The organism is Kitasatospora sp. MAA4 (assembly GCF_029893355.1).
GTDB lineage: Bacteria > Actinomycetota > Actinomycetes > Streptomycetales > Streptomycetaceae > Kitasatospora.
This window is the reverse complement of sequence record NZ_JARZAI010000010.1, coordinates 68225-92037: the sequence shown is the minus strand read 5'-3', so window position 1 is coordinate 92037 and position 23813 is coordinate 68225. Positions and strand designations below refer to the sequence as shown.

Sequence of the window (23813 nt, the reverse complement as noted above, 5' to 3'; positions counted from 1 at the left end):
CGAGGACACGACATCACCGTCAAGACCACCCGAATGTGCAAGCGGCGCCCAGATTTTGTTAAGCCAGTTGTCATGTGCGCAGCCTTCACGCGTCACCGAGGCTGTGACTTACTGGGTGCTCTACGCGCGTCGCACACGCGTCGCACACCTCGAAGCTACGCGCGTAACCCCGCTCCCCGTCTACCCCCACGGAGACCTGCATGAGACTCACCCGTCGCGCCTTAGTCACTCTCGCCGCCGGGGCAACGGCTGCCGCCGCCGCCCTCGTACCGGTGAGCGCCGCGCACGCCGCGGCCGGGACCTACTCCCTGGTGATCCTGCCGGACCAGGGTGAGAGCGCGATCTACAACTTCGTCAACTCCGCGACGAAGTCGATCGATGTGACGATCTACGAGCTGCGCGACACCACACTCGTCAACGACCTGGTGGCCAAGGAGAAGGCGGGCGTCGCGGTCCGCGTCATCCTGGACTCCCAGCACTCGTCGATCGACGGCGCCGCCTACACCGCGCTGTCCGCGGGCGGTGTCGGTGTCACCTACTCGTCCTCGGCCTACGTCTACACCCACCAGAAGACCATCACGGTCGACGGCGCCAAGTCCTACATCAGCACCGGCAACTTCGACACCGTGTACTACGCCACCTCGCGCGACTACGGCGTCTTCGACACCGACGCGAACGACGTGAACGCGATCGAGCAGGTCTTCGCCGCGGACTACGCCAAGACCGCGATCACCCCCTCCGACGGCGACGACCTGGTCTGGTCGCCCACCGACTCGCAGACCCGGCTGCTGAACCTGATCAGCGGTGCGCAGCACACGCTGGACGTCCAGGAGGAGGAGTTCGGCGACACCGCGCTGATCAACGCGATCGTCGCCGACGAGCAGCGCGGCGTCACGGTCCGGGTGGTGGCGGAGAACGAGAACAACACCTACACCACCGACCTCAACGAGATCACCGCCGCGGGCGGCAAGGTGACCACGTACACCAGCTCGACCGGCTTCTACGTCCACGCCAAGGCGATCGTCGCCGACTACGGCACCTCGACCGCCAAGGCGTTCGCGGGTTCGGAGAACTTCTCCGACAACTCGCTGAACCACAACCGCGAGCTGGGCCTGATCGTCAGCGACTCCGGCGTGGTGAACGGCCTGGAGTCGACGATCAGCGCCGACTTCAACCAGACCAGCAGCGCCGGCGTCAACGTGGCCAACCCCGGCAGCCAGAGCGGCACCGTCGGCGCCGCCGCGAGCCTGCAGATCTCGGCGACCGACAGCGCGGGCGGCAGCCTCTCCTACGCCGCCACCGGTCTGCCGGCCGGTCTGTCGATCAACTCGGCGACCGGTCTGATCTCCGGCACCCCCACCGCCGCCGGCACCTCGAACGTCACGGTCACGGCGACCGACTCCACCGGCCCCTCCGGCTCCGCCGCGTTCGGCTGGACGGTGAACCCGGTTGCGGGCAACATCGTGACGGTGACCAACCCGGGCGCCCAGAGCGGCACCGCCGGTACGGCCGCGAGCCTGCAGATCTCGGCCACCGACAGCGCGGGTGGCAGCCTCTCCTACGCCGCCACCGGTCTGCCGGCCGGCCTGTCGATCAACTCGGCGACCGGTCTGATCTCCGGCACCCCGACCGCCGCCGGCACCTCGAACGTGACGGTGACCGCGAAGGACACCACCAACGCCTCCGGCTCCACCACCTTCGGCTGGACCGTCAACCCCGCCTCGGGCGGCGGCTGCACCGCGGCCCAGCTGCTCGGCAACCCGGGCTTCGAGACGGGCACCGCCTCTCCCTGGACCGCCAGCTCCAGCGTCATCAGCAACGACAGCAGCGAGCCGGCGCACAGCGGTAGTTGGGACGCCTGGTTGGACGGCTACGGCACCGCGCACACCGACACCCTGTCCCAGAGCGTCACCGTCCCGAGCGGCTGCTCCAGCTACCAGCTGAGCTTCTGGCTGCACGTGGACACGGCCGAGACCAGCACCACCACGGCCTACGACACGCTCAAGGTCCAGGTGCTGAACAGTGCGGGCACCGTGCTCGGCACGCTGCACACCTACTCGAACCTCGACCACGTCACCGGGTACGCCCAGCACACCTTCGATCTGTCGGCCTACGCCGGACAGACCGTCACGCTGAAGTTCACCGGCACCGAGGACGGCCAGGACCAGACCTCGTTCGTGCTCGACGACGCGGCCGTCAACGTCAGCTGACGCCGCACCAGCTCACGCCGCCCTGCTCCTGCCCGCGCTCGCGGGGCAGGAGCAGGGCACATCCTCACAGCCTCAGACGAACTCGGTCTGCTCCTCCACCGCAACCGCTTCGGCGACGTCCGCGCTGGTCATCGCAGTGCGGACGGCGACCGCGTAGACGGCCAGCGCGAAGGCGATCACCACGGCCAGGTCCCACCACTCGGGGATCGTGTTGCCCCCGCCGTACCGGCCCAGCCGCCCGAGCAGCACCAGCCCGCCGAGCCACGGCCAGACCCAGATCGACTCCCGCCCGTGCAGCGCCTGCCGCTCCTCGGCGGGCGTGCCGAGCCGGGTGGCCGCGAAGACCAGCAGGCCGAAGACCATGGTCAACCCGAGCTTCCAGTCCGCCTGGTAGCCCGACCAGTAGATGATCAGATTGGCGGAGACGAAGGCGACCGGCGCCAGCACCCGCCAGGCCGGCAGGTGGTACGGACGCGGCCGGTCGGCGTCCCGCAGGCGCAGCGCGTGCAGCGCCACCGGCGCGAAGGCGTACATGATCGCCGTCGCCGAGGTGACCAGCCCCACCAGCGACTGCCAGCTGGGGAACGGCAGGAAGGCGATCTCGCCGACCACGAAGGCCAGCAGCACCGAGAACATCGGGATGCCGAGCCGGTTGATCCGGGCCGCCGGCCGGGGGATCGCCCGCTCGTGGCCCATCGCGTACGAGAGCCGGGAGGCGGTGGCCACGTAGACCAGACCGGTGCCGGCGGGGGAGACCACCGCGTCGATGTACAGGACGGTGGCCAGCCACCCGGCGCCCGCGGCCGTCGCGAGCGTGGCGTACGGGCCGAAGTCGCCCTTGCCCACCGGGTTGGCCCAACCGTGCGCCACGTCCGCGGGGTTGATGGCCGCGATGAAGGCGACCTCCAGCAGCAGGTACACCACGGCGCCGATCGCCATCGCCGCGATCACCGCCCGCGAGATGTCGCGCTGCGGATCGCGCGCCTCACCGGCCATCTGGATCGCCTGCTCGAAGCCCTGGAGGGCGAAGACCACGCCGGCCGGAAGCGCGGCGAACACGCCGTGGGCGCCGTACGGCGCGAACCCGCCGCCGGCCGTGAAGTTCCCGCTGTGGAAGGTCAGCGACATCAGCACCACGACCGTCAGCAGCGGCACCATGGTCTTCCAGATCACCGTGACCGAGTTGGTGTGCGCCAGCAGCTTCACCCCGACCAGGTTGATCACCGTGAAGGCCAGCATGAAGACGCTGGCGATCAGCAGCCCGACACCGGTGAGCGTGCCGTCCGCGTGCAGGATCGTCACGTTGTCGTGCACCCAGCCGATGTGCGAGGTGTACGACAGGGTGGCCTCGACCTCGATCGGCGCGATGGTCACCGCCTGCACCCAGGCCATCCACCCGGCCGCGAACCCCGCCAGCGGGCCGAAGGCGAAGAACGGGAACCGCGCCGTCCCGCCCGCCACCGGATACGCCGCGCCCAACTCGGCGTGCACCAGAGCCAGTACGGTCAGCATCGCCGCCGCCAGGATCCAGGAGAGCAGCGAGGCGGGCCCAGCCACCGACGCCGCGGTCAGGGCGCCCAGCAGCCAGCCTGATCCGATGATCGATCCGAGCGAGACGAAGAGCAGTCCCCAGAAGCCGACATCCCTGCGTAGCCGCCCCGAGGTCCCGGAGCCCGCTGTACCACTGCTCGTTATCGCCACAGCCGTCCACTTCCGTCCGAGCGGGCCCCACCGCCTGGAGAGGCCCGCGTGCCGCGCCCGCCACGGGCCCACACACATGGAACGACCGGCCGGGCGGGGCCGCAAGGCACCCGACCAGGATTTCCCCGACGGCTTCGCGCGGCGCAACTTCCGACTCGGGCATGACCGGTGGCACTGTGGTCAGACCCGGAAGCGAGGGTGAGGAGGAGCTGTGTCCGATTCGGCCGTGATCGACGTCGGCGCGCTCACCAAGCGCTACGGGCCGACGGTGGGCGTGGAGGAGCTGGACATCAGCGTCGCGGCGGGGGAGGTCTTCGGATTCCTGGGACCGAACGGCGCGGGCAAGACCACCACCATCCGCTGCCTGGTCGGCCTGTTGCGCCCGACCTCCGGGCGCGTACGGGTGCTGGGACTGGACCCGGTGGCCGACCACCGCAGGCTCGCCCCCTCCCTCGGTTACCTGCCCGGTGAGCTGCGGCTCTACCCCGAGCTGACCGGCGAGCAGACCCTGCGGCTGCTCGCCGACCTCCAGGGCGCGCCCACCCCGCGGCGCGCCGAACTCTGCGAGCGCCTCGGCCTGTCGGCCGCCGACCTGCGGCGCGCGGTGGGGGAGTACTCCCGCGGCATGAAGCAGAAGCTCGGACTGGTCCAGGCGCTGCAACACGACCCGGCACTGGTGGTCCTGGACGAGCCCTCGGAGGGACTCGACCCCCTGGTCCAGGAGACCTTCTTCGCGCTGCTCACCGAGGCGACGGCGGCCGGGCGGACGGTGCTGCTCTCCAGCCACGTGCTGCCCGAGGTGCAGCGGGCCTGCGGGCGGGTGGCGATCGTCCGGGCCGGGCGCCTGGTGACGGTGCAGAGCGTCGCCGCGCTGCGCGAGGCCCGCGCCCGCCGGGTCCGGCTGACCTTCGCCGACGGCGCCGGGCCGCGCCCGCTGGGGGCCGCGGACGCCTGGTCGCCGCACTGGCGCGGCGACCGGGTCGAGCTGCTGATCCCGCCGCGCGAGGTGGTGGGCGCGCTGCGCGGGCTGCTGAGCCTGCCGGTCGAGGACCTGACCGTGGAGGAGGCGGGCCTGGAGGAGGCCTTCCTCGACCTCTACCGCACACCGACCGAGCAGCCGGAGGAGGACTCATGAAGCACCGCTATCCGCTGCTCTGGCTGGCCCTGCACCGCCGCCGCCGGATGCTCGTCGCCCTGCTGATCGGCATGGCGGTCTTCGAAACCCTCATCGTGGTCATCACCGTCACCGTCTCGCCCCAGGAGATCTTCGCGGGCGGTGGCCGCCAGCCGCCGGGCGCCTTCAAGGCCTTCAGCGGATCCACCGGTGACGTGTCGATCGCCAGCTACCCCGGCCTGCTGGGCGGTGGGCTGGTCCACCCGTTCTGGATCGCCCTGCAACTCACCGTCATCGGCTCGCTCGCCGCGGCGGCGGTGGCCGCCGACGTCGAGTCCGGCACCATCGAGTTGCTGATGGTCCGCCCGATCTCCCGCAACCGCCTGCTGGCCGAGCGGACGGCCGCGCTGGCCCTCGCCTCGGTGGCGCTGAACGCGGTGGCTACCGCGGTGGTGGCCATCGGGGTGGTGCTCTCACCGCGGCTGCACCAGGCGGTATCGCTCAGCGGGGTGTTCGTCGCGGGACTGCTGGGCCTCGCCTTCACGCTCTGCCTGGCCGGCCCCGCCCTCGCGGTCTCCGCCGCGACCAGCCGCCGTGCGTACGTGATCGGGGCGACGATCAGCTTCGGCGCGGTGGGCTTCGCCGTCAACTTCGTGGCGCTGGCCTGGTCGAAGGCGGCCGGACTGCGCTTCGTCAGCCCGTTCCACTACTACACACCCGGCGACGCGCTGGCCCACGGCACCATCCCCTGGGGCTCACTCGCCGTCCTGACGGCGGTGGGCGCCCTCGGGACAGCCGCGGCGTTCCGCCTGCTCGCCCGCCGCGACCTCGCCCCATGAGCGCCCCCGTCAGTCGTCCTCGCCTTCGTCCCTGCGGGCGAGGTCGAGGGCGAGGGCCTGCAGGATCTCCTGCGTGGACGGTCCGAACTCCGGCCCGACCTCGTCGTACGCGTCCGCGACCGCCTGGAACGCCATGACGAACCCGGTGATCAGGGAGCTCAGCGGGTCGGAGAGCTGGCCCAGCACGGACAGCCCGACCGCCTTGGCGTCCCCGTCGGCGGGGACCACGAAGTACTCGGGGATCACCTCGCCGAGCAGATCCGAGACGTAGTCCGTCCCCACTCCGCCGCGCAGGGCCGTGAGTGCGGCGATCGCCTTGAGTTCGATCTCGTTCTCGGTCATGGGCCGAGCGTAGGAGCAAACCGGCCGCCGACCCCGCTCACCCGCCCGCCCTTTCACCCGCCCGTTCACGTGCCCGCGCGTACCGCTCGGCCAGCGGACCGTACGTCAGCCCGTGCACCAGCAGGCTCATCAGCACCGTCATCGTCATCACCTGGCCGACCAGGTCGGCGGTGTGCGGGTCGAAGGGCGCCAGGCTGATGAAGGCCAGCAGGCCGAAGACGATGGACGCCAGACCGCGCGGGCCCAGCCAGGCCAGCAGCAGCCGGTCGGCGAGGTCCAGGCCGCTGCCCGCGAGGCAGAGCAGGACGGGGACGATCCGCACCACGGTCAGCGACAGCGCGGCGTAGGCGATCACGCGGCTGTCGAAGTCACCGGTGAAGGCCTGGGTGACCAGTTGCCCGAAGACGAACCAGAGCGCCAGCGAGAGCAGCGTCCCGACGTCCTCGACCAGGCCCAGGCTCCTGGGCGCCAGCGCGCGGGAGTGCGGAGTGAAGCACACGCCCGCGACGAAGGCGGCGACGAAGCCGTTGCCGTCCAGCACGACCGCGAGACCGTACGCGATCAGCGGCAGCGCGACGATCCCGAGCCGGACCGCGGCCGGACCGGTCCAGCCCGCCCGCCAGGCGCGTTGCAGCAGCCGGCCGCCGGGCTTGCCGACCAGGACGCCCGCGAGCACGGCCCAGAGCAGTGCGTTGACCGCCTCCCCCAGCGACTCGGAGACGGGATCGTGCACAGCGCCGTGCAGCTCGGTGCCCGCCAGGCAGAGCAGGAAGACCGGGGCGAGGATGCCGTCGTTCAGCCCGCTCTCCACCGTGAGCACCCCGCGCAGCCAGGACGGCAGCCGGGTGTCGCGGATCAGCTCGGCGGCCGGGGCCAGGTCCACCGGCACGGTCACCGCCGCGAACAGGGCGGCCGTCCACCAGCCGCCGGACGGGAACAGCAGCGCGCCCAGCAGCGTCCCGGCCGCCATGGTCAGCGGCAGCGCGAGGACCAGCAGCCGGGTCAGCAGGCGGCGTTGGGCGCGGATGATGCCGGGCGGTACCTCGGTGGCGTCGATGAACAGCAGGACGGCGAGGATGATCTCGACCGCGCGCTCGGCGTCCGAGGTGCTCAGGCCGACCCGGACCAGCGGGTGCGGCCCGACCGTCAGGGCCACGCCCGCGACCGTCATCGCCACCGGCGCGGTGATGCTCCAGCGCGTCAGCCGTCCGGCCACCAGAGCCCAGGCGAACAGCGCCCCCATGCTGAGGACCAGCGCGATCAACCGCGCACCTGGCTTCTCCCGGTACGTGAACGGACGGTGTCGGAGCCCCCGATCGTAGGGTCGGCGCTCCGGCGCAGTCCGCCGACGCACCGCACCGGCGGGCTAGCCCACCCGCACGGTCCCGGTGCCGAACTCGTGCACCGCCGCCTCCACGATGGCGTTCAGGCTGGCGTGGTGGGCGCCGCGCCAGTAGACCTGCCCGCAGTCGGCGCACTCGGCGAAGACGTCGTACGCGTGCTCGGTGCCGTCCTCCAGCCGCCCGTGCAGCGAGTCCTTGGCGGCCTCGCGCAGCAGGCCGTTGCAGGACGTGCACCGGCTCCACGGGAGGATCGGGGGCGCGAAGCGCGACAGCACGTCCCGGAGCTGCTCGGCAGGCCGGTGGCTGTAGACGTACGCGCCCGCCCAGAGCTCCCGCCGGTGCAGCAGGCCGCGGTCGCGCGTCAGCATCACGCGCTGCTCGGCGGCCGAGCGCGCGGCCAGCGCCGCGTCGCCGACGTCCGGGTTCTCGTAGGCGGCGTCGACGCCCAGCAGGCGCAGCCGCCGCGCGAGGGTCCCGAGGTGGATGTCGAGCAGGAACCTGGGCGGCCCGGCGAGCGGCTGCGGCCTGGGCACGCCGTGCACCGCGACCTCCTCGCCGCCGTCGGGGATGTGGGCGTGCCGCACCGGCCGTCCGCCCACCAGCAGGGCGCCGACCTCGGTGAGCGGCACCCCGAGCGACTCCACGACGTGCCCGAGCGTCGAGGCGCCGTCGGTCGTGACCGTCGAGCGCCCCTCCCGCCGCGGCGCCGCGACGAAAAGTCGCAGCTCGGGGGCGAAGCTGATCCCTATCTCCGGTCTCTCCACCAGGCCAGCATGCCAGCGGACGGCAGCCCGCGGCCAACCCTTTACCTCGCCGTCCCCGGCGACCGGATGTGACCAAACCACCGGGCCGATACGTCCCTGGCCTCGGTCGGCCCTTCCCGGGGCGGCCCGAAGCCTGTTGACGGAGTGTGAGACCTTGCCCTACCAGCACCCCTCCTCCCCGCACGCCCGACGGACCGGCGCGATGACGGCCGCCGCGGCCGCCGCGCTCGTCCTGGCGGGCGCCGTGGCGCCGGCCGCCGGCGCCGCGACCCCGGCCCGCACCGACCTGCCGTCCGCCGTCCCGGGCTGGGTCTCGGCCCAGCAGGCGCCCACCGACACCGGCGCGGCCCCGGGTAGCTGGACCCTGTCGCTGCGGGTCTACCTGGCGGGGAAGGACCCGGCGGGCCTGGCCCGGGCGGCGCGGGCGGTCTCCGACCCGTCCGGTCCCGACTACGCCCACTATCTGACGCCCGCTCAGGCGGTCCAGCGCTACGGCACCGACCAGGCCCAGACGGCGAAGGTCAGCACCTGGCTCACCGGCTTCGGCATGCACGTCACCGGCGCCGATGCCCACTACCTGACGGTCGCCGCCACCGTGGACGAGGCGCAGCGCGCGTTCGCCACCACGCTGCACGGCTACGCCCACCCGTGGAGCGTCGGCTACGCCCCGGTGAGCGGGGTGTCGGTGCCGGCCGCGCTCGGGCACGACATCAGCACGGTGATCGGCCTCGACAACCCGTCGGCCAACGAGCCGTCGGCCACCCCCACCGCCCCGGCACCGCTCAGGTCCCGGACCGTCAAGGCAGCGCCACCGGCCGTCACCGGCCCCGAGCCGCAGCCGTGCTCGCAGTGGTGGGGGCAGAACAGCTCCACGATCCCTGCCGCGGGCGGCCGCACCACCGCCGTCGACCAGGTCTGCGGCTACACCCCGCAGCAGATCCGCGACGCCTACGGCGTGACGAACAGCCCGTACACCGGCAAGGGCCGCACGGTGGCCGTGGTGCTGGACGGCGAGCTGCCCACCATGGAGGCCGACGCCGACCGCTTCTTCGCCTCCCAGGGCGTGCCCGGCTTCGCCCCCGGCCAGTACAGCGAGAACCTCGCGCCGACCTTCGCGGCCAGCTGCCGCGGCAGCGCCGACGCGCAGGAGGAGGCACTGGACGTGGAGACGATCCATATCGCCGCCCCGGACGCGAAGGTGGTCTACGTCGGCGCCGACTGCGGCGAGGACGAGGGCTACGGCGGCGGGTCGCTGGCCTTCCTGGACGCCACCACCCGGATCGTCGACCAGCACCTCGCCGATGTGGCGACCGACTCCTTCAGCACCGCGGAGAGCTCCACCACGCCCACCACGATGGCGGCTTGGGACCAGATGTTCGAGCAGGGCGCCCTGGAGGGGATCGGCTTCGACTACGCCTCCGGCGACTTCGGCGACGGGATGACCGGCGAGCCCGCAGGCACCCCGCCCATGGTGGTGTTCCCGGCCGGCGACCAGTGGGCGACCTCCGTCGGCGGCACCACCCTGGAGATCGGCAAGGCCGGCCACGTCACCGGCGAACTCGCCTGGGGCAACGACGCGGCGCAGCTCGACCCGCAGGGCACCGGCTACCTGACGCCGCCGCCCGGGACGTTCCAGATGGGCTCGACCGGCGGGCGCAGCGCCGTCATCGCCGAGCCCTGGTACCAGAAGGGCGTCGTCCCCGCGGCGCTGACGACGGCCGGCGGCACCGCACCGGCCCACCGCGAGCAGCCGGACATCTCGGCCGACGCCGACCCCGCCAGCGGCTGGCTGACCGGCTACACCGACCCCGCGAGCGGCTCGTACGCGGAGGCGATGGGCGGCGGTACCAGCGGTTCGTCCCCGCTGATCGCCGCGCTGGAGGTGGATGCGGCCCAGGCCTCGGGCCACGCGCTGGGCTTCGCCAACCCGCTGCTCTACAAGCTGCGCAACACCCCGGCGATCCGCGACATCGTGCCGGCCCCGGCCGGCCAGGCCCCCTGGGTGCAGACCTACCAGGCGGACTGGGAGCACCCGGGCAAGTTCCTCACCTTCCTGTCCCTGTTCGACCAGGACAGCACGCTGAAGGCCGCACCGGGCTACGACGACGCCACCGGTCTCGGCTCGGCGACCGCGGACTTCGTCCGCTCCTTCGCCCGCCGCTGACCGCGTGGAGCGGGGCCGGCCGGGCGCCCGGCCGACCCCGCTCACGCGTGCATGCTCAGACGTGCGTGCTCAGCACTGGGGCCGCCGACCGTGGTTGGCCGCGTGCTTGCGGCGGCCCTTCTTCTTACGGCGTCGCTTGGATGACATGGCCTCTCCTCTCGCCGCGCTGCTTGCGCCCCCGCCTCCACCGTGGCACATCGCGCTGCGCTCGGCGCGCCGTCCGCAGCGGGCACGCGCAGGGAGCCGGGTCTGCGCTGCACCCCCGTGACAGCGCAAACCCGGGAACCGAGCGTGTCCGCCCGGTGACTCGAACCGTCCGGTGGGCCGGACGGCGTGGATATGATCGTGCAGATCCGAGCCACATGCTGTCAAGTGCACTAGATATCGGGTAGGTGTCCGGGCTCGGGCATCTAGTGGAGTAGATTCATACTCCGCGAGGTTCCACCGCCCAGGGGAGTGATGCAGGTCAATGGCTGAGACCACACCCGCCAGCAGCGGGACCGCGCCCGGCGGCGGGTCGATAGCGGGCCAGCTGGACCACCTGATCAGGACCGGGCATCCGGACGGGAAGGGTCCCACCGACTACCACGCGATCGCGCGGGCCAGTCACGCCTACGCGGCCGCGCACGGCGGCCCGACGATCAGTCACCAGGCCGTGCTGAACATCCGCAAGGGCACCGTGACCAATGTCGGGGTGAACGCCCTGCAGGCGCTGGCCAACGTCTACGGCGTCCCCGTCACGTACTTCTTCGAGCACGGGCCGGACAGCCTGCTGGCCGCCAAACCGCAGCCGGCCGCCGCCTCCTCCACCGAGGTCGGTACGCCCCACGGCGAGGTGGTGGTCGGCCGGCTGATGACGCTGCTGAGCGCGGTGCAGCCCAGGGGACAGGCTCCTTCGAGCGACGAGGAGTTGGCCGAGGCCATCCGCTCGCGGGGCGGCCGGATCACCCTCTCCTGCATCGCCGCCCTGCGAGCCGACCGGTGGGGCGAGGGCATGCGCGAGCGGCTGCGCGAGTTCGCCGTCGCGTCCGGCGTGCCGGCCGACTACTTCTTCTTCGACGACAAGGCGGCCGCCCTGGTCGCCGAGGATCTCGCCCTGCTGAGCGTGTTCAAGGAGGTCGGGGCGCGCAAGGTGGCGATGCGGCGGGTCGCCGAACTCGACGACGAGGGGATCCGGGCGCTGAACCCGGTGCTGGAACTGCTCAGCAGCGTGGTCAAGAGAAAGCGCAAGTAGCCCTTGCGCCGTCCCGGTTGAGTAACCTGGCGGCATGCGCGTGCATCCGATGCTGAACGCTCCGGCCGTCGCGGGACCGGTCCCGAGGGCCGTCGGCCCGGAGGCGGTCGCGGACCTGCTGACCCAAGGGGGCGTCGCGGTCCTGAGCGGCGCGGGCCTGTCCACCGAGTCCGGCATTCCCGACTACCGGGGTGCCACCGGCAGTCTGCGCCGGCGCACGCCGATGACGTACCAGGAGTTCGTCGGCGGCGAGGACGGCCGCCGCCGCTACTGGGCCCGCAGCCACGCGGGCTGGCGCGCGATCGCCCGGGCCGAGCCCAACGCCGGCCACCGGGCCGTGGAGGCGCTGCGCCGCAGCGGCCACGTCTCGGCGGTGATCACCCAGAACGTGGACGGACTGCACCGCGCGGCGGGCACGGTCGAGGCCGTGGAGCTGCACGGCGGCCTGGACCGGGTGATCTGCCTGGACTGCGGGCGCACCAGCAGGCGCGAGGAGTTCGACCGGCGCCTGCACGCGCTGAACGGCTCCTTCCGGGACCGGGCCGCGCAACTCAACCCGGACGGCGACGCCGAACTCCCGGACGCGCTGGTGGCCGCCTTCCGGATCGCGCCCTGCGCGCGGTGCGGGGGCATCCTCAAGCCGGACGTGGTCTTCTTCGGCGAGAACGTCCCCAAGCCGCGCGTCGAGCAGTGCTACGCCCTGGTCGACGCCGCCCGCGCGCTGCTGGTCCTCGGGTCCTCGCTGACGGTCATGTCGGGCCTGCGCTTCGTGCGCCACGCGGCGCGCGCCGGCAAGCCCGTGGTGATCGTCAACCAGGGCCCGACCCGCGGGGATGCCTACGCGAGCGCCACCGTCCCGCTACCCCTGGGCGCCACCCTGGCCACCGTGGCCGCCGAGCTCACGAGGCCGCAGCCCGACAGCCCGCTCCCCCCGTCGCCTGCGCCGCCGGACGGCCGGCGAGGCTGAAGTCAGGAGTCGGTCATCAGGTCGAACGCGACGGGCAGCAGCGGCAGGAACGCCCCCACCGGGTAGGGGCCTTCGCTTCGTCGCCGGCGCGCCGTGCGGATGACGGCGCGCGCGGCGGCGAGCGCGGTGCCGGCCACGACGGCGGCGTGCAGGTCGGTGTCGGGGCCCGGCGGGAGGCGGCGCTCGACGGCGGCGGTCAGTCGCTCCTCGAAGGTGACGAACTCCTCGACCAGCCGCGCGGCCACCAGCGCCTGCACGTCCTCTCCCGGGTGTGCGAACGCGGCCAGCCGCCAGGCCGCCGGGCTCCGCACCGCCGCCAGCAGCGCGGCGCGCACCGCGGCGGCCGGCGCCTCGTCCGACGGCCTTGCGTCCAGCTCCTGTTCGACCTGGTCGAAGAGGTCGACCAGGTCGGGCAGCAGCACGCTCTCCTTGCTGTCGAAGTAGCGGAAGAACGTGCGGTCCGAGACCCCGGCGCGCTCGGCGATCTCGGTGACCGTGGTCCCGGCGAAACCGCGTTCGGCGAACAGTTGCAGCGCCGTGTCGCGCAGCAGCGCGCGCGTCTGCGCCTTCTTGCGCTCGCGCAGTCCGGTCTCGGGGGCGGGGGAGTCGTTCATGGACGCGATGGTAGCAAACCTGTCATGACTGTCAATTGACAGTTCTGCCACTTTCTTGGTTGTGTGGCGTCGCCCGGCCCGGCCGCCCACCCCGAAGCACTCCGCAGCAGACCGTGAGGACGCCCATGCCCACCCGCCCCTCCCCGCTCCACCGGCTCGGCGCCGCCTGCTCCCGGCGGCCGATCCCGGTGGTCGTGCTCTGGCTCCTGGCGCTCGGCTTGGCCCTGGCCGGGCAGCACCTCGCCCACCCGACCTACAGCGACGCGGTGAGCCTGCCCGGCAGCCAGTCGGACACCGGCGGCACGCTGCTCGCCCGCGCCACCCCCGGCGCGACCAAGTACAGCGGCCTGGTGGTCCTGCACGCCCCGACCGGCAGCGTCGGTGGGCAGCTCAGCGCCACGGCGGACACCGCGCGGGAGCTGGCCGCGCTGCCCGACGTCACCTCCGTCTCGTCCCTGCTCACCAGCACGGACGGCGCGACGACGTACTGGCGGCTGGACTTCGACGTCCGCCCCAAGACGCTGGGCGGCGGCTACCCGGCCGCACTCGACCGGGCCACCGCCGCCGTCCGCCGGGCCGGCCTCCAGGTTGCCTACGGCGGCGATCTGGACGAGCTGACCCGCCCGGCCGGCAACGACCGCGCAGCGGAACTGGTCGGCCTGGCAGCCGCGTTGGGCGTCCTACTGCTCGCCTTCGGGAGCGTGGCCGGCGCCGTCCTGCCGCTGGCGAGCGCCCTGGTCGCGGTCGCCACCGGGCTGTCGGTGGTGGGCCTGGTGGCCGCCGCCGTCGACCTCGCCACCGCCGCGCCGACACTGGCGGCGATGATCGGGCTGGGCGTGGGCGTCGACTACGGCCTCTTCGTCACCACCCGCTTCCGCGCGCACCTGGTCGAGGGCGACGACCCCGAACGGGCCGCCGGACGGGCGATCGCCTCCAGCGGGCACGCCGTGCTGCTGGCCGCCGCCACGGTGTCGGTGGCGCTGCTGGGCCTGTACGGCGCGGGCCTGTCCTTCATCGGACGGCTCGGACTGGCCGCGACGATCAGCGTCGTGGTGGCCGCGGCGGCGGCCGTCACGCTGGTCCCGGCCGGGCTCGGGCTGATCGGGCGCCGGATCGACCGGCTTGCCGTGCGCCGACCGGTGGCCGAAACCTCCGGCGAGGAGGACGGCTGGCAGCGCTACAGCGCCCTGGTCGCCCGCCGGCCGGTGCTGTTCCTGGTCGGCGGCCTGGCCGTGATCGCTGCGCTCTCCCTGCCGCTGGGCGCCATGCGCCTGGGCCACATCGACGCCGGCGCCGACCCGGTCGGCTCCACCTCCCGCACGGCCTACGACCTGGTCGCCGACGCGCACGGCCCCGGCTTCGGACCAGGCGCCGACGGCGTGCTCACCGTCGTGGTCGACCTGCGCGGCGCGAGCGAGCCGGCCGCGACGATATCCACCCGGCTGTCGGGCGCGCTGAGCGCGACACCCGGCGTCGCCGGCGCCACCGCGCCGCGTCCCAGCGCCGACGGCACCGTCCTGACCAGCACCGTCACCCCCGCCACCGACCCGCAGTCGGCGGCGACCAGCGCCCTGTACGAGCAACTCCTGCACCACACGCTGCCCGACACCCTGCGCGGCACGCAGGCGACCGGATACGTCAGCGGCCCTACCGCCGGGCAGCTCGACTTCCGCGACACGATCTCCCGACGCCTGCCGCTGATCATCGGGCTGGTCCTGGCCGCTTCCTTCCTGCTGCTGATGCTGGTGTTCCGAAGCCTGCTGATCCCGCTGAAGGCCGTGCTGCTCAACCTGTTCACCACGGCCGCCTCCTACGGGGTGCTGGTCGCGGTCTTCCAGTGGGGCTGGGGCGGCCCGCTGCTGGGCGTGCACGAGGCCGTGCCGATCGAGTCCTACGTGCCGATGATGATGTTCGCCATCGTCTTCGGCCTGTCGATGGACTACGAGATCTTCCTGCTCTCCTCCATCGCCGAGGCCTGGCACGGCGGAAGCGGCAACACCGAGGCGGTGGGCAGTGGACTCGCCCGCACCGCCCGGGTGATCACCAGTGCCGCCGTCATCATGACGGCCGTCTTCCTCTCCTTCGCCTCCTCCCCGACCGTCGTGATCAAGATGCTGTCGATGGGCCTGGCCGCCGGCGTGGTCATCGACGCGACGCTGGTGCGCATGGTGCTCGTCCCGTCCACCATGACCCTGCTCGGCCGCGCCAACTGGTGGTTCCCTGGGCGCCCTACTGCGGGCTAGTGCAGTGCCGCGTTCCCCCTTCGGGGATCATGTGGGATTGAGCGGGGTGCCGTCGTAGGTCCAGCGGTAGGGCTTGGCCAGGACTGTCCGCGTCGAACAGACGAGGAGTAGGTAACGATGCACGACCAGGAACAGCCCATCGCGACCCAAACGCGATCCGACGCCGCGTCGGCGGGGCTTAGTGCCGGATCGGGTCGTCGAAATGAGTCGGCTTCGCTCCACAGGCGGGTCACCCGACTGAAACCGGCCCTGTGGTTCCTGCTCGCGCTCGCCGGCCTCTACGGCCTCGCGGTCTGGAGCGTGATCGGGCAGTCAACGGAGAACGCGCTGGTCGCCGGGCAGACCGGCCGGGCGTCGATCCTCCACTGGAGCCTGGCAGCCGGCCTGCCGCCGCTGAAGCGGGGGTCGGCGGCGCTGGCCGCGGGCGTCGTCCTGATCGCGGCGGTAGCGCTGCTACGCCGACGTTGGCGCGAGGGTGTCGCCGGTATCGGGATCGCGGTGGCCACCGTAGCGACCACGATGACGTTGCACGCCGTCCTGCCCCGTCCCGGGCTCGTCTCAGCGTCGCAGGGACTCACCGGCGCGAGTTTCCCCAGCGGTACCACCGCCATCACGGCCGGACTCGCTCTCGGGGCCGCAGTCGTCGTTTCCCCAAGTGCCCGACCGTACGTCGCGGCCCTCGGCGCACTCTGGCTCGCCGGCACCGCCGGCGCCGTGCAAGCACTCTCCTGGCACCGGCCCAGCGACGTCCTCGGCGCCACCCTGCTGGCCTGCGTCTGCCACGCCACGGCCACCGCCCTGCTCCCACGCGGCGAGCAGGGTGAGCGGGGCGAACGTGGCGAGCGGGGCGGCACACGCCGCTCCCGCGCGTTGCCGCCGCTGGCCCTCGCCGCGGCAGCAGCGCTGCCGGCGAGCGGGCGCGAGGATTCCATCGCGCGCCCGCTGGTGTTCGCCGGTGTGGCCTTCACGTGCGCGGCGCTCGTCTGGATCACCGCGACGGGACACTCCTTCCGACCCGGCCGCAGGACCGAATCCATGAAGCCTGATACCGCGGCCGGTTCGAGCCTGTGACATCCTCCCGCCCGGGGTTGCGGGCGAGCACCGTCGCACGTGGAGCGGGTCGGCAAGGGCTGTCCGGTACCGGTCGGAGTCCGGACCCTGGACGGGGAAACCTTCCGGCCTCGGCCCGGGCGCTGGCAACAGGATCAACGCGGCGCTGCACCAGGGGCGGGGTCCGGGACCTCGTCCAGCAGCTCGGGGCCGTTGTTGCGCACCGAGTTGACGGCCGTGGACACCGGCCGGACGGTGAGCTCGCCGCCGCCGGGGGTGTGGAGCAGCCGGTGGAGTTCGGCGGGGTCGGTGCGGGCGGGGTCGAGCCAGGCGTCGGTATCGGCGCCGTCGATCGCCAGCGGCATCCGGTCGTGGACCCGCCCGGCGCTGTCGGTGGCCCGGGTGGTGATGATCGTGGTGGTGGTCAGCCAGGCGAGCGGGTCGTCGTCCGGGCGGGTGTGGTCGCGCCAGAACTCGTAGAGCCCGGCCATCACCAGCAGACCGCCACTCGACGGCGTGATGAAGTACGGCTGCTTGAACGCCTTGCGCCCGTCGGCGGCCGGGACGGCGACCCACTCGTAGTAGCCGTCGGCTGGGAGCAGGCAGCGCCGCGAGGCGAACGCCTTGCGGAAGGCGGGTTTCTCGTGGACGGTCTCCGACCGCGCGTTGATCATCCTGGCGCCGACGCCCGGGTCCTTCGCCCAGGACGGCACCAGCCCCCAGCGCAGCGGCCGCAGTTGGCGGGTGAGCTCGCCGGTGGCGTGGTCCACCCGTTCCAGGACCGACCACACGCTGTCGGTGGGAGCGGTGTTCCAGTTGGGCGCGAGGGTTTCCTCGGCGTCCCAGTGGTTCACACCGAACAGGGTGACCAGGTCCGCGGGAGTGGTGGTGGAGACGAAGCGACCGCACATGCCTCCACCGTGCCAGGTCCTACGGACAGTCGCCGCGTCCTTGTGGTTGTCTGGCCCTCCGAGTCGATGGAGGCCGCCGTGTCCCGAACGCCGCAGGAGATCTTCCAGAGCTACATCCACGCCGGGACCCTGAGCCGCAACGCCGATGCCCTGGCTGACTGCTTCACCGAGGACGGCGTCTTCGAGGCGCCGCTCATGCCCGCCGACCGCGCCTTCCCCAGGAGGATGGCGGGCCGCGAGGAGATCCGCACCGCGATGGCGGCGTACTACGAGCAACCGGTGAAGGGCGCCGGCTCGCCGAACTTCGAGAAGTCCGGATACGTGCTGCACACCACCGCCGACCCCGACGTGTTCATCGCCGAGATCGACACCGTCTTCGACGGGGACGGAGCCGAGGTGTCTGTCTCGCTGGTGCAGATCTTCCGCGTCCGCGACGGGAAGATCGCTCGCCTGCGTGACTACTTCGCGCCCGAGCTGATGAACTGAGACGGCAGTCCGCTACTCGTCCGGGGTGGGAACCGGCAGTACACCATGTGTTTACTCGCCGTACATTCCCGAACGTGAACAGTGAGTTAGGTTTCCTTACAGGCCGGTCGGGCAAGCGTCGTGCCGGGACCCGGAGGACAGCCCGCCCGTTCCACGGAACGAGTTCAGGGAAGGGCGGGAGTCCGCGTGCAGATCATGCTGCTGGGTCCGGTTGAGCTTCGGACGCACGACGGTTCGGTCGTGCACGTCGGGGGTGCCAGGCGCCGTGCACTGCTGGCCGCGCTGGCGATGGACGTGAACCGGGTCGTTCCGGTCGAGCGGCTGCTGGACATGGTCTGGGACCAGGCACCGCCGCCGAGCGCCAAGGCCGTGCTCCAGGGGCATGTGGCAAGCCTGCGCGGGATGTTCGACGACACCGTACGGCTGGTCACCCGCGAGCCGGGGTACGTGCTGCAGACCGACCCCAACCGGATCGACGCCCACCACCAGCGCGCGCTGCTGGCCCGGGCCGACGCGGCGGAGGACCCCACGGCGGTCCGTCTGCTGCGCCAGGCGCTCGGGCAGTGGCGCGGGCCGGCGCTGGCCGACTGCGGATCGGCCGCGCTGCGCGAGGCGTCGGTGCAGGGTCTGGAGAGCACCCGGCTGCGCGCACTGGAGCAGCTGGCCGAGCGGTTGCTGCGGGCCGGCCAGGTGCAGCTGGTCACGGCCGAGCTGTCGCAGGCGCTGGAGGCCCATCCGCTGCGCGAGTCGCTGGCCCGGCTGCTGATGCTCGCGCTGCACCGGGAGGGTCGGCAGGCGGAGGCCCTGGCGACCTATCACGGCCTGCGGGCGCGGCTGGCCGAGGAGGCCGGCGTCGACCCCGGCGGCGACCTGCAGGCCGCCTTCGCCGAAGTGCTGCGCGGTGAGGGGACGGGGACGGGTGAGACAGCCACCGGCAACGGCGCGGCGCGGCAGTCGCATCAGGGCCCCCTTCAGTTGCCGCGCGAGGCCGGCGGCTTCATCGGCCGCGGCGCCGAGTTGGCCTGGCTCGACGAGCACGGCAGCGTGCGCGGCGGCGCGAGCGGTGACGGGCTGCTGCTGGTCACCGGCCCGGCCGGGGTCGGCAAGACCGCACTGGTGCTGCGCTGGGCCCACCGCTTCGCGCGTACCTTCCCCGACGGCCGGCTCTGTGTGAACCTCCGCGGATTCGACGAGACCGAGCCGCTGGAGCCGACCGAGGCGCTGGCAGGCCTGCTCCGCGCGCTCGGGGTGGCCGACACGGCGGTACCGGCCACCCTGCAGGACCGGATCGCGCTCTACCGGACCGTGCTGACGGACCGGCGGGCGCTGATCGTCCTGGAGAACGCCCGCAGCACCGAGCAGGTGCTCCCGCTGCTGCCGGGAGAGCCCGGCTGCGTCACCGTGGTGACCAGTCGCGAACGCCTGTCCGGGCTGGTCGCGCAGGAGGGGGCGGCCGTGCTGGCACTCGACGTGCTGTCGGCCGAGGAGGGCCTGGACGTGCTCGCCAGGGTGGCCGGCCGGCAGCGGTTGGAGGCGGAGCCGGAGGCGGCCCACCGGATCGTCGAAATGTGCGAACGGCTGCCGCTCGCGCTGCGGATCGCCGGGGCGCGGGTGGCGACGCGCCCGAGCTGGTCGCTCGGCGCGCTGGCCGAGGAGCTGGCCGACGAGCAGTCACGGCTCGCCGCCCTCTGCGCCTCGGGACCGCTGAGCATCGAAGCGGCCCTCGAACTCACCTGCCGGACGCTGCCCGAGCCGACCGCGCAGCTCTTCCGGCTGCTCGGGACGCACCCGGGCCAGCAGATCGACGCCCACACCGCGGCCGCGCTGGCCGACACCGACCTGCGCACCGTCCGGACAGGGCTGCTCGCGCTGGACTCCGCGCACCTCGTCCAGGAGACGGTGCCCGGCCGCTACGCTCGGCACGACCTGGTCCGGCTCTACGCCCGGCAGGCGGCACACGACCTTCCGGCGGCCGTCCGGGAGAACGCGCGCAGGCGGCTGCTGGACTACTACCTGGCGGCCACGGCGGCTGCCGCCCTGACCGCCCGCCCGAGCGCCGGGTGCCATCAGCCCGCCCGCCCGCTGCCCGCCGGCGTGCCGCCGTTCGCCGGCCCGGTACACGCCCTGCAGTGGTTCCGGCGGGAGGAGCCGACCATCCGCGAACTGGTGACGCTGAGCGCCGGGTGGGATCTCCACCGGGACGGCTGCCGACTGGCCGACAACGCGGGCTTCCTCTACTACGACGACGGGGCCCGGCTGCGCGAGTGGGAGCTGACCGCCGGGCGCGCGCTCGAGGCGGCCGAGGCCGCAGGAACCTCCGGCGAGTGGCCGCGGCTGCACTCCGACCACGGCGTGGCGCTGCTGGAGCAGGGGCACCACGCACGGGCCGTCAGCCGGTTCGGGCGCGCCTGCCTGCTGGCGGACCGCTCGTCCGATCCCGCGCTGCGCCACCTCCTGCGCAACCGGCTGGCCAACGGCCTGGTCGCGTCCGGGGCTCCCGAACAGGCGGTCCCGCAGCTGGACTCGGCGCTGACCGCCGCCCGGGAGCTCGGCGACGACCGGCTGATCGCCCAGTCGCTCAACAACCTGGCCAACGCCTGGCTCCGACTGGACCGGCCCGCAGCCGCGTTGGAGTACGCGCAGGAGTCGCTGCGGCGACTCGCAGGCCGGACCACCGACCCGTTCCTGGTCATCTCCACCCAGACCTACGCCGAGGCCCTGCACGGCCTCGGCCAGGCCGACGCGGCGCTCTCGCAGAGCCGGCGCGCGCTGGAACTGGGACGCGCGCAGGGCAACCTGCGGGTCGAGTCGTACTGCGCGGAGTTCGTCGGCAAGGTGCTGTTCGACCAGGGTCGGCGCGAGGAGGCGCGGGCGTACTGGGAGCGCGCGCTGGACCTGTCAGCCGGCCAGGGACGGCCGGTGGAGGGGCTGAAGTCCCGGATCGAGGCGAGCTGCCGGCGTTAGGACCGGTCGGTCCAGGAGGGCCGAGCTGCGACCGCCTCCACGAGCGCCGCGAGTTCCCGGCGTGCCTCGGACCTGGCCGAGTAGGGGGCCGCGTCAAGCAGGGCGACGGCCCGGACCAGGTGGTCGGCGGCCTCGACCCGTCGGCCGAGGGAGACCAGGAGGCGCGCGAGCAGCCGCCGGATCTCCGCCTCCTGGCTGACCGGTCCGTGCCGGTCGCTCAGGTCGAGCGCCCGACGGGCCGGCACCAGCGCCTCCTCCGCACGGCCGAGCGCGTGCAGTGCGCGCGCCTCGGTGTACACCAGCCAGACCTGGTCCGCCTCGGGGCAGTCGCGGATCAGCCGCTGGCCCTGCCGGGTGTGGTCCAGGGCGGCCTGCGGGTCGCCGGCGGCGATCAGCACCCCGGCCAGGTGGTAGTGGGCGGCCGCGGCGGTGCGGGCCTCGGCGGCTCCGTTCGCCAGTCGGATGGCCTCCTCCAGCGGCGCCACGGCGGACGCCGACTGTCCGGCCACCAGCAGGCCCTGTCCCAGTGTCATCACGGCGGGCAGCCGCAGGCGCCAGTCGTCGCCGTCGGCTGCCCGTACCGCGCTCTCCAGGTGGGCGAGCCCGGCGGCGGTGGAGCGGGCGCCGACCTCGGCCAGTCCGAGCACCCGGTTCATCTGCAGCACGGCCCGTGGATCGCCTGCGCGCTCCGCTGCCCGCAGTCCGACAGCGGCGGCTGCCTTCCAGCGCCCCTGGTGGCCGAGGTGGTAGTACAGCGTGCAGCAGTTCTCCGTCAGCCTCCAGACCCGGTCGGCCTCGCCGTGCTCCAGGGCGGTGCTCACCAGCGCCCGGATGATCGGCTCCTGGTCGGCGAACCAGGCGAGCGCGGCGGCGTTGGTGGGCATCGGGGGAAGATCGACCGGATGGTGCTCGACCGGGCCCGCCAGCAGCCACGGATAGGGAGACAGCTGCCTCGCGGCTGCGGCGGAGGCGGCGAGGTGGTAGTCCAGCAGTCGGGCCACCGCCAGTTGCTGTCCGGTCGGTCCGTACTGCTGTGCCAACTGCTGTTGGCAGTACAGCTCGACCAGGCTGTGCCGACTGTAGTGGCCGGGCCTGGACTCGTTGACCAGGTGACGGCCGGCCAGGCTGCCGAGCGCGCGGCGGGCCTCCACCACACCGCAGCCGAGCAGCGCGGCCGCGCTGTAGGTGTCGGCCTCCGCACCGGGGTGGGCGCCGAGCAGCGCGAACAACTGGGCGGCGTTGCCCGGCAGTAGTCGGCAGGTGAGACCGATCGCGGCCGCGACGCCGGCTCCGCCCGGGTGCTCCAGATTGCCCGGGCGCCCCTGCTCGTCGGCGATCTCGTGCACCAGGTGGGCGATGGGCCAGCCCGGGCGGGCCGCCAGCCGGGAGGCGGAGAGCCGCAGCGCGAGCGGCAGCCGGTCGCAGAGGTCGACCAGCTGCCGGGCCGTCTCGGGCTCGGCCTCGACGCGGTTGACGCCGATCGCCGCCGCCAGCAGCTGCACCGCCTCCTCCGGCGCGAGCAGGGGCAGCGAGAGCCAGGCCCCGCCCTCCTGGGCGATCAGGCGGGTCAGCGCGGAGCGGCTGGTCACCACGGTCGTGCAGCCGCCGCCCGCCGGCAGCAGCGGACAGACGTCATCGGCGTCGCGGACGTTGTCCAGGATCACCAGGAGCCTTCGGTCCAGGGTGAGTTCGGCGAACAGCGCGGACCGCTCGGCGCAGCCCGCCGGGAGTTCGGCGTCGGGGACGCCGAGCGCGCGCAGGAAGCCGCCCAGCACGGTGCCGGGCTCCTCGGGCGCACGTTCGTCGAACCCCTGGAGGTCGGCGAAGAGCTGCCCGTCCGGGTAGCGCTCGGCGGCCCGGTGGGCCCAGCGCACCACCAGCGCCGTCTTCCCGACGCCGGCCGGGCCGACGACGACGGCCAGCGCTGGTTCGCCGGGCTCGGCCGCCTCGACCTCGTCCAGCCACTGGGCGGCGTCCGTGCGCCCGACGAATCCGCCGACCGCGCGCGGCAGTTGGCGCGGCACCGGCCGACCGGCCGGGGCGGGCTCCGGACGCGCTGCGGGGACGACCACGGGGAGGGCCGCAGAGGCAGCGGGAGGAGCGGCCGACGGGACGGGGACGGCCCGCAGCACCTGTTCGAACGCCTCGCGCAGGCCCCGACCCGGCTCGACACCGAGCTCGTCGGCCAGCCGTTCGCGCGCCTGGTGGTACACGTCCAGCGCCTCGGCCTGACGGCCGTCCTGGTAGAGGCAGAGGACCAGCACCCGGACCAGTGACTCCCGCAGGCCCTCGGCCCGGACCGCCGTGTCCAGCACGGGAATCGCCCGACCGCCCCGCCCCAGGCCCAGCTCACACTCCGCCCAGGCCTCGATCACCCGCAGGTACTGCTCGTGCAGGCGGCCCACCACCGTCTCCCGGCAGTCGGTCGGCGGCAGGTCCGCCAACGGGCTGCCGCGCCAGAGGTCGAGCGCGTCGCGCAGCAGCCCCGCCTTGATCCGCGGCTCGTCGGTGGCGCTCGCCCGGGTGACCAGGGTCTCGAAGCGGTGCACGTCGATCCGCTGGGCGTCCCCGGTCAGCAGGTAGCCGGCGTCCTGGGTCAGCAGCTGCAGCCCCTGGTCGCCGAGGGCCTTGCGCAGAGCGGCGATGTGTCCCTGCAGGGCGGCGCGGGCCCGAGGCGGCGGTTCGCCCTCCCAGGCCAGCTGCATCAGTCCGCTGACCGGGACCACACGGTCGAACTCCAGCGCCAGTGCGGCCAGGACCGCCCTCCGCTTGGCGCCCCCGATGTCCAGCGGGGTGCCGTCCTCGGCACACAGCTCGACGGGGCCCAGCAACAGGATCTGCACGCTGACTTTCCTCACTGGCTCTCG

Annotated in this window: 17 protein-coding genes; 10 read left to right on the top strand and 7 right to left on the bottom strand. The window is 73.1% G+C overall.

Annotated features, from left to right (window positions below; translation table 11 throughout):
* Window positions 1–200 precede the first annotated feature (200 nt).
* Entirely contained in the window at window positions 201–2210 is a 2010-nt protein-coding gene (locus tag P3T37_RS15675) for a putative Ig domain-containing protein (RefSeq protein ID WP_280724252.1), read from the top strand.
* A gap of 72 nt (window positions 2211–2282) precedes the next feature.
* Here the strand turns inward: P3T37_RS15675 and P3T37_RS15670 are convergent, their stop codons facing one another.
* Window positions 2283–3911: an APC family permease gene (locus tag P3T37_RS15670; protein WP_280724251.1), complete on the bottom strand. Its 1629-nt coding sequence runs from the start codon at window positions 3909–3911 to the stop codon at window positions 2283–2285.
* 211 nt (window positions 3912–4122) lie between these two features.
* Between P3T37_RS15670 and P3T37_RS15665 the strand changes: the two genes are divergently transcribed.
* On the top strand, window positions 4123–5046 hold the full coding sequence (locus P3T37_RS15665; RefSeq protein ID WP_280724250.1) for an ABC transporter ATP-binding protein: 924 nt from the start codon (window positions 4123–4125) through the stop codon (window positions 5044–5046).
* Window positions 5043–5864, top strand: coding sequence for an ABC transporter permease subunit (locus P3T37_RS15660; protein ID WP_280724249.1), 822 nt, complete (start codon window positions 5043–5045; stop codon window positions 5862–5864). The genes P3T37_RS15665 and P3T37_RS15660 overlap by 4 nt, the downstream gene beginning before the upstream one ends.
* Before the next feature lie 9 nt (window positions 5865–5873).
* Here P3T37_RS15660 and P3T37_RS15655 read toward each other — a convergent pair whose 3' ends face one another.
* From P3T37_RS15655 to P3T37_RS15645, 3 genes are all read right to left on the bottom strand, one after another.
* On the bottom strand, window positions 5874–6206 hold the full coding sequence (locus P3T37_RS15655; protein ID WP_280724248.1) for a hypothetical protein: 333 nt from the start codon (window positions 6204–6206) through the stop codon (window positions 5874–5876).
* A gap of 37 nt (window positions 6207–6243) precedes the next feature.
* Window positions 6244–7470, bottom strand: coding sequence for a cation:proton antiporter (locus tag P3T37_RS15650; RefSeq protein WP_280724247.1), 1227 nt, complete (start codon window positions 7468–7470; stop codon window positions 6244–6246).
* A 102-nt stretch (window positions 7471–7572) separates the two neighbouring features.
* Window positions 7573–8313: a Mut7-C RNAse domain-containing protein gene (locus tag P3T37_RS15645; protein ID WP_280724246.1), complete on the bottom strand. Its 741-nt coding sequence runs from the start codon at window positions 8311–8313 to the stop codon at window positions 7573–7575.
* A gap of 154 nt (window positions 8314–8467) precedes the next feature.
* Between P3T37_RS15645 and P3T37_RS15640 the strand changes: the two genes are divergently transcribed.
* From P3T37_RS15640 to P3T37_RS15630, 3 genes are all read left to right on the top strand, one after another.
* Window positions 8468–10477, top strand: a complete 2010-nt coding sequence (locus P3T37_RS15640) for a S53 family peptidase (protein WP_280724245.1) — start codon at window positions 8468–8470, stop codon at window positions 10475–10477.
* Window positions 10478–10946: 469 nt separating this feature from the next.
* The gene (locus P3T37_RS15635; protein WP_280724244.1) at window positions 10947–11711 is read left to right on the top strand and encodes a hypothetical protein; all 765 of its coding nucleotides are present in this window, start codon (window positions 10947–10949) and stop codon (window positions 11709–11711) included.
* A 49-nt stretch (window positions 11712–11760) separates the two neighbouring features.
* Entirely contained in the window at window positions 11761–12678 is a 918-nt protein-coding gene (locus P3T37_RS15630) for an NAD-dependent protein deacetylase (RefSeq protein ID WP_280724324.1), read from the top strand.
* Between the two features lie 2 nt (window positions 12679–12680).
* On the opposite strand, the gene P3T37_RS15625 is transcribed toward P3T37_RS15630, so the two are convergent.
* Window positions 12681–13292 carry a TetR/AcrR family transcriptional regulator gene (locus P3T37_RS15625; RefSeq protein ID WP_280724243.1) on the bottom strand — a complete coding sequence of 204 codons (612 nt, stop codon included), beginning with the start codon at window positions 13290–13292 and terminating at the stop codon, window positions 12681–12683.
* Between the two features lie 125 nt (window positions 13293–13417).
* Here P3T37_RS15625 and P3T37_RS15620 point away from each other — a divergent pair, with 125 nt between their 5' ends.
* Both P3T37_RS15620 and P3T37_RS15615 read left to right on the top strand, forming a co-directional pair.
* Window positions 13418–15535: an MMPL family transporter gene (locus P3T37_RS15620; RefSeq protein WP_280724242.1), complete on the top strand. Its 2118-nt coding sequence runs from the start codon at window positions 13418–13420 to the stop codon at window positions 15533–15535.
* Between the two features lie 117 nt (window positions 15536–15652).
* A complete protein-coding gene (locus tag P3T37_RS15615) occupies window positions 15653–16606 on the top strand; it encodes a prepilin peptidase (protein WP_280724241.1) in 954 nt (317 codons plus the stop codon).
* A 134-nt stretch (window positions 16607–16740) separates the two neighbouring features.
* On the opposite strand, the gene P3T37_RS15610 is transcribed toward P3T37_RS15615, so the two are convergent.
* Entirely contained in the window at window positions 16741–17496 is a 756-nt protein-coding gene (locus tag P3T37_RS15610) for an SOS response-associated peptidase (protein ID WP_280724240.1), read from the bottom strand.
* Window positions 17497–17574: 78 nt separating this feature from the next.
* On the opposite strand from P3T37_RS15610, the gene P3T37_RS15605 reads away from it, so the two are divergent.
* Both P3T37_RS15605 and P3T37_RS15600 read left to right on the top strand, forming a co-directional pair.
* The gene (locus tag P3T37_RS15605) at window positions 17575–17982 is read left to right on the top strand and encodes a nuclear transport factor 2 family protein (protein ID WP_280724239.1); all 408 of its coding nucleotides are present in this window, start codon (window positions 17575–17577) and stop codon (window positions 17980–17982) included.
* 195 nt (window positions 17983–18177) lie between these two features.
* Window positions 18178–20946: a BTAD domain-containing putative transcriptional regulator gene (locus P3T37_RS15600; protein ID WP_280724323.1), complete on the top strand. Its 2769-nt coding sequence runs from the start codon at window positions 18178–18180 to the stop codon at window positions 20944–20946.
* On the opposite strand, the gene P3T37_RS15595 is transcribed toward P3T37_RS15600, so the two are convergent.
* On the bottom strand, window positions 20943–23789 hold the full coding sequence (locus P3T37_RS15595; RefSeq protein WP_280724237.1) for a BTAD domain-containing putative transcriptional regulator: 2847 nt from the start codon (window positions 23787–23789) through the stop codon (window positions 20943–20945). The two genes, P3T37_RS15600 and P3T37_RS15595, sit on opposite strands and share 4 nt — an antisense overlap.
* Between the last annotated feature and the right edge of the window lie 24 nt (window positions 23790–23813).

Bases quoted from the DNA above. Each gene is read 5' to 3' on its own strand.
- P3T37_RS15635 (WP_280724244.1), top strand. From the start codon at position 10,947: ATGGCTGAGACCACACCCGCCAGCAGCGGGACCGCGCCCGGCGGCGGG.
- P3T37_RS15655 (WP_280724248.1), bottom strand. From the start codon at position 6,206: ATGACCGAGAACGAGATCGAACTCAAGGCGATCGCCGCACTCACGGCC.
- P3T37_RS15625 (WP_280724243.1), bottom strand. From the start codon at position 13,292: ATGAACGACTCCCCCGCCCCCGAGACCGGACTGCGCGAGCGCAAGAAG.
- P3T37_RS15615 (WP_280724241.1), top strand. From the start codon at position 15,653: ATGCACGACCAGGAACAGCCCATCGCGACCCAAACGCGATCCGACGCC.
- P3T37_RS15600 (WP_280724323.1), top strand. From the start codon at position 18,178: ATGCTGCTGGGTCCGGTTGAGCTTCGGACGCACGACGGTTCGGTCGTG.
- P3T37_RS15630 (WP_280724324.1), top strand. From the start codon at position 11,761: ATGCTGAACGCTCCGGCCGTCGCGGGACCGGTCCCGAGGGCCGTCGGC.
- P3T37_RS15620 (WP_280724242.1), top strand. From the start codon at position 13,418: ATGCCCACCCGCCCCTCCCCGCTCCACCGGCTCGGCGCCGCCTGCTCC.
- P3T37_RS15660 (WP_280724249.1), top strand. From the start codon at position 5,043: ATGAAGCACCGCTATCCGCTGCTCTGGCTGGCCCTGCACCGCCGCCGC.
- P3T37_RS15675 (WP_280724252.1), top strand. From the start codon at position 201: ATGAGACTCACCCGTCGCGCCTTAGTCACTCTCGCCGCCGGGGCAACG.
- P3T37_RS15610 (WP_280724240.1), bottom strand. From the start codon at position 17,496: ATGTGCGGTCGCTTCGTCTCCACCACCACTCCCGCGGACCTGGTCACC.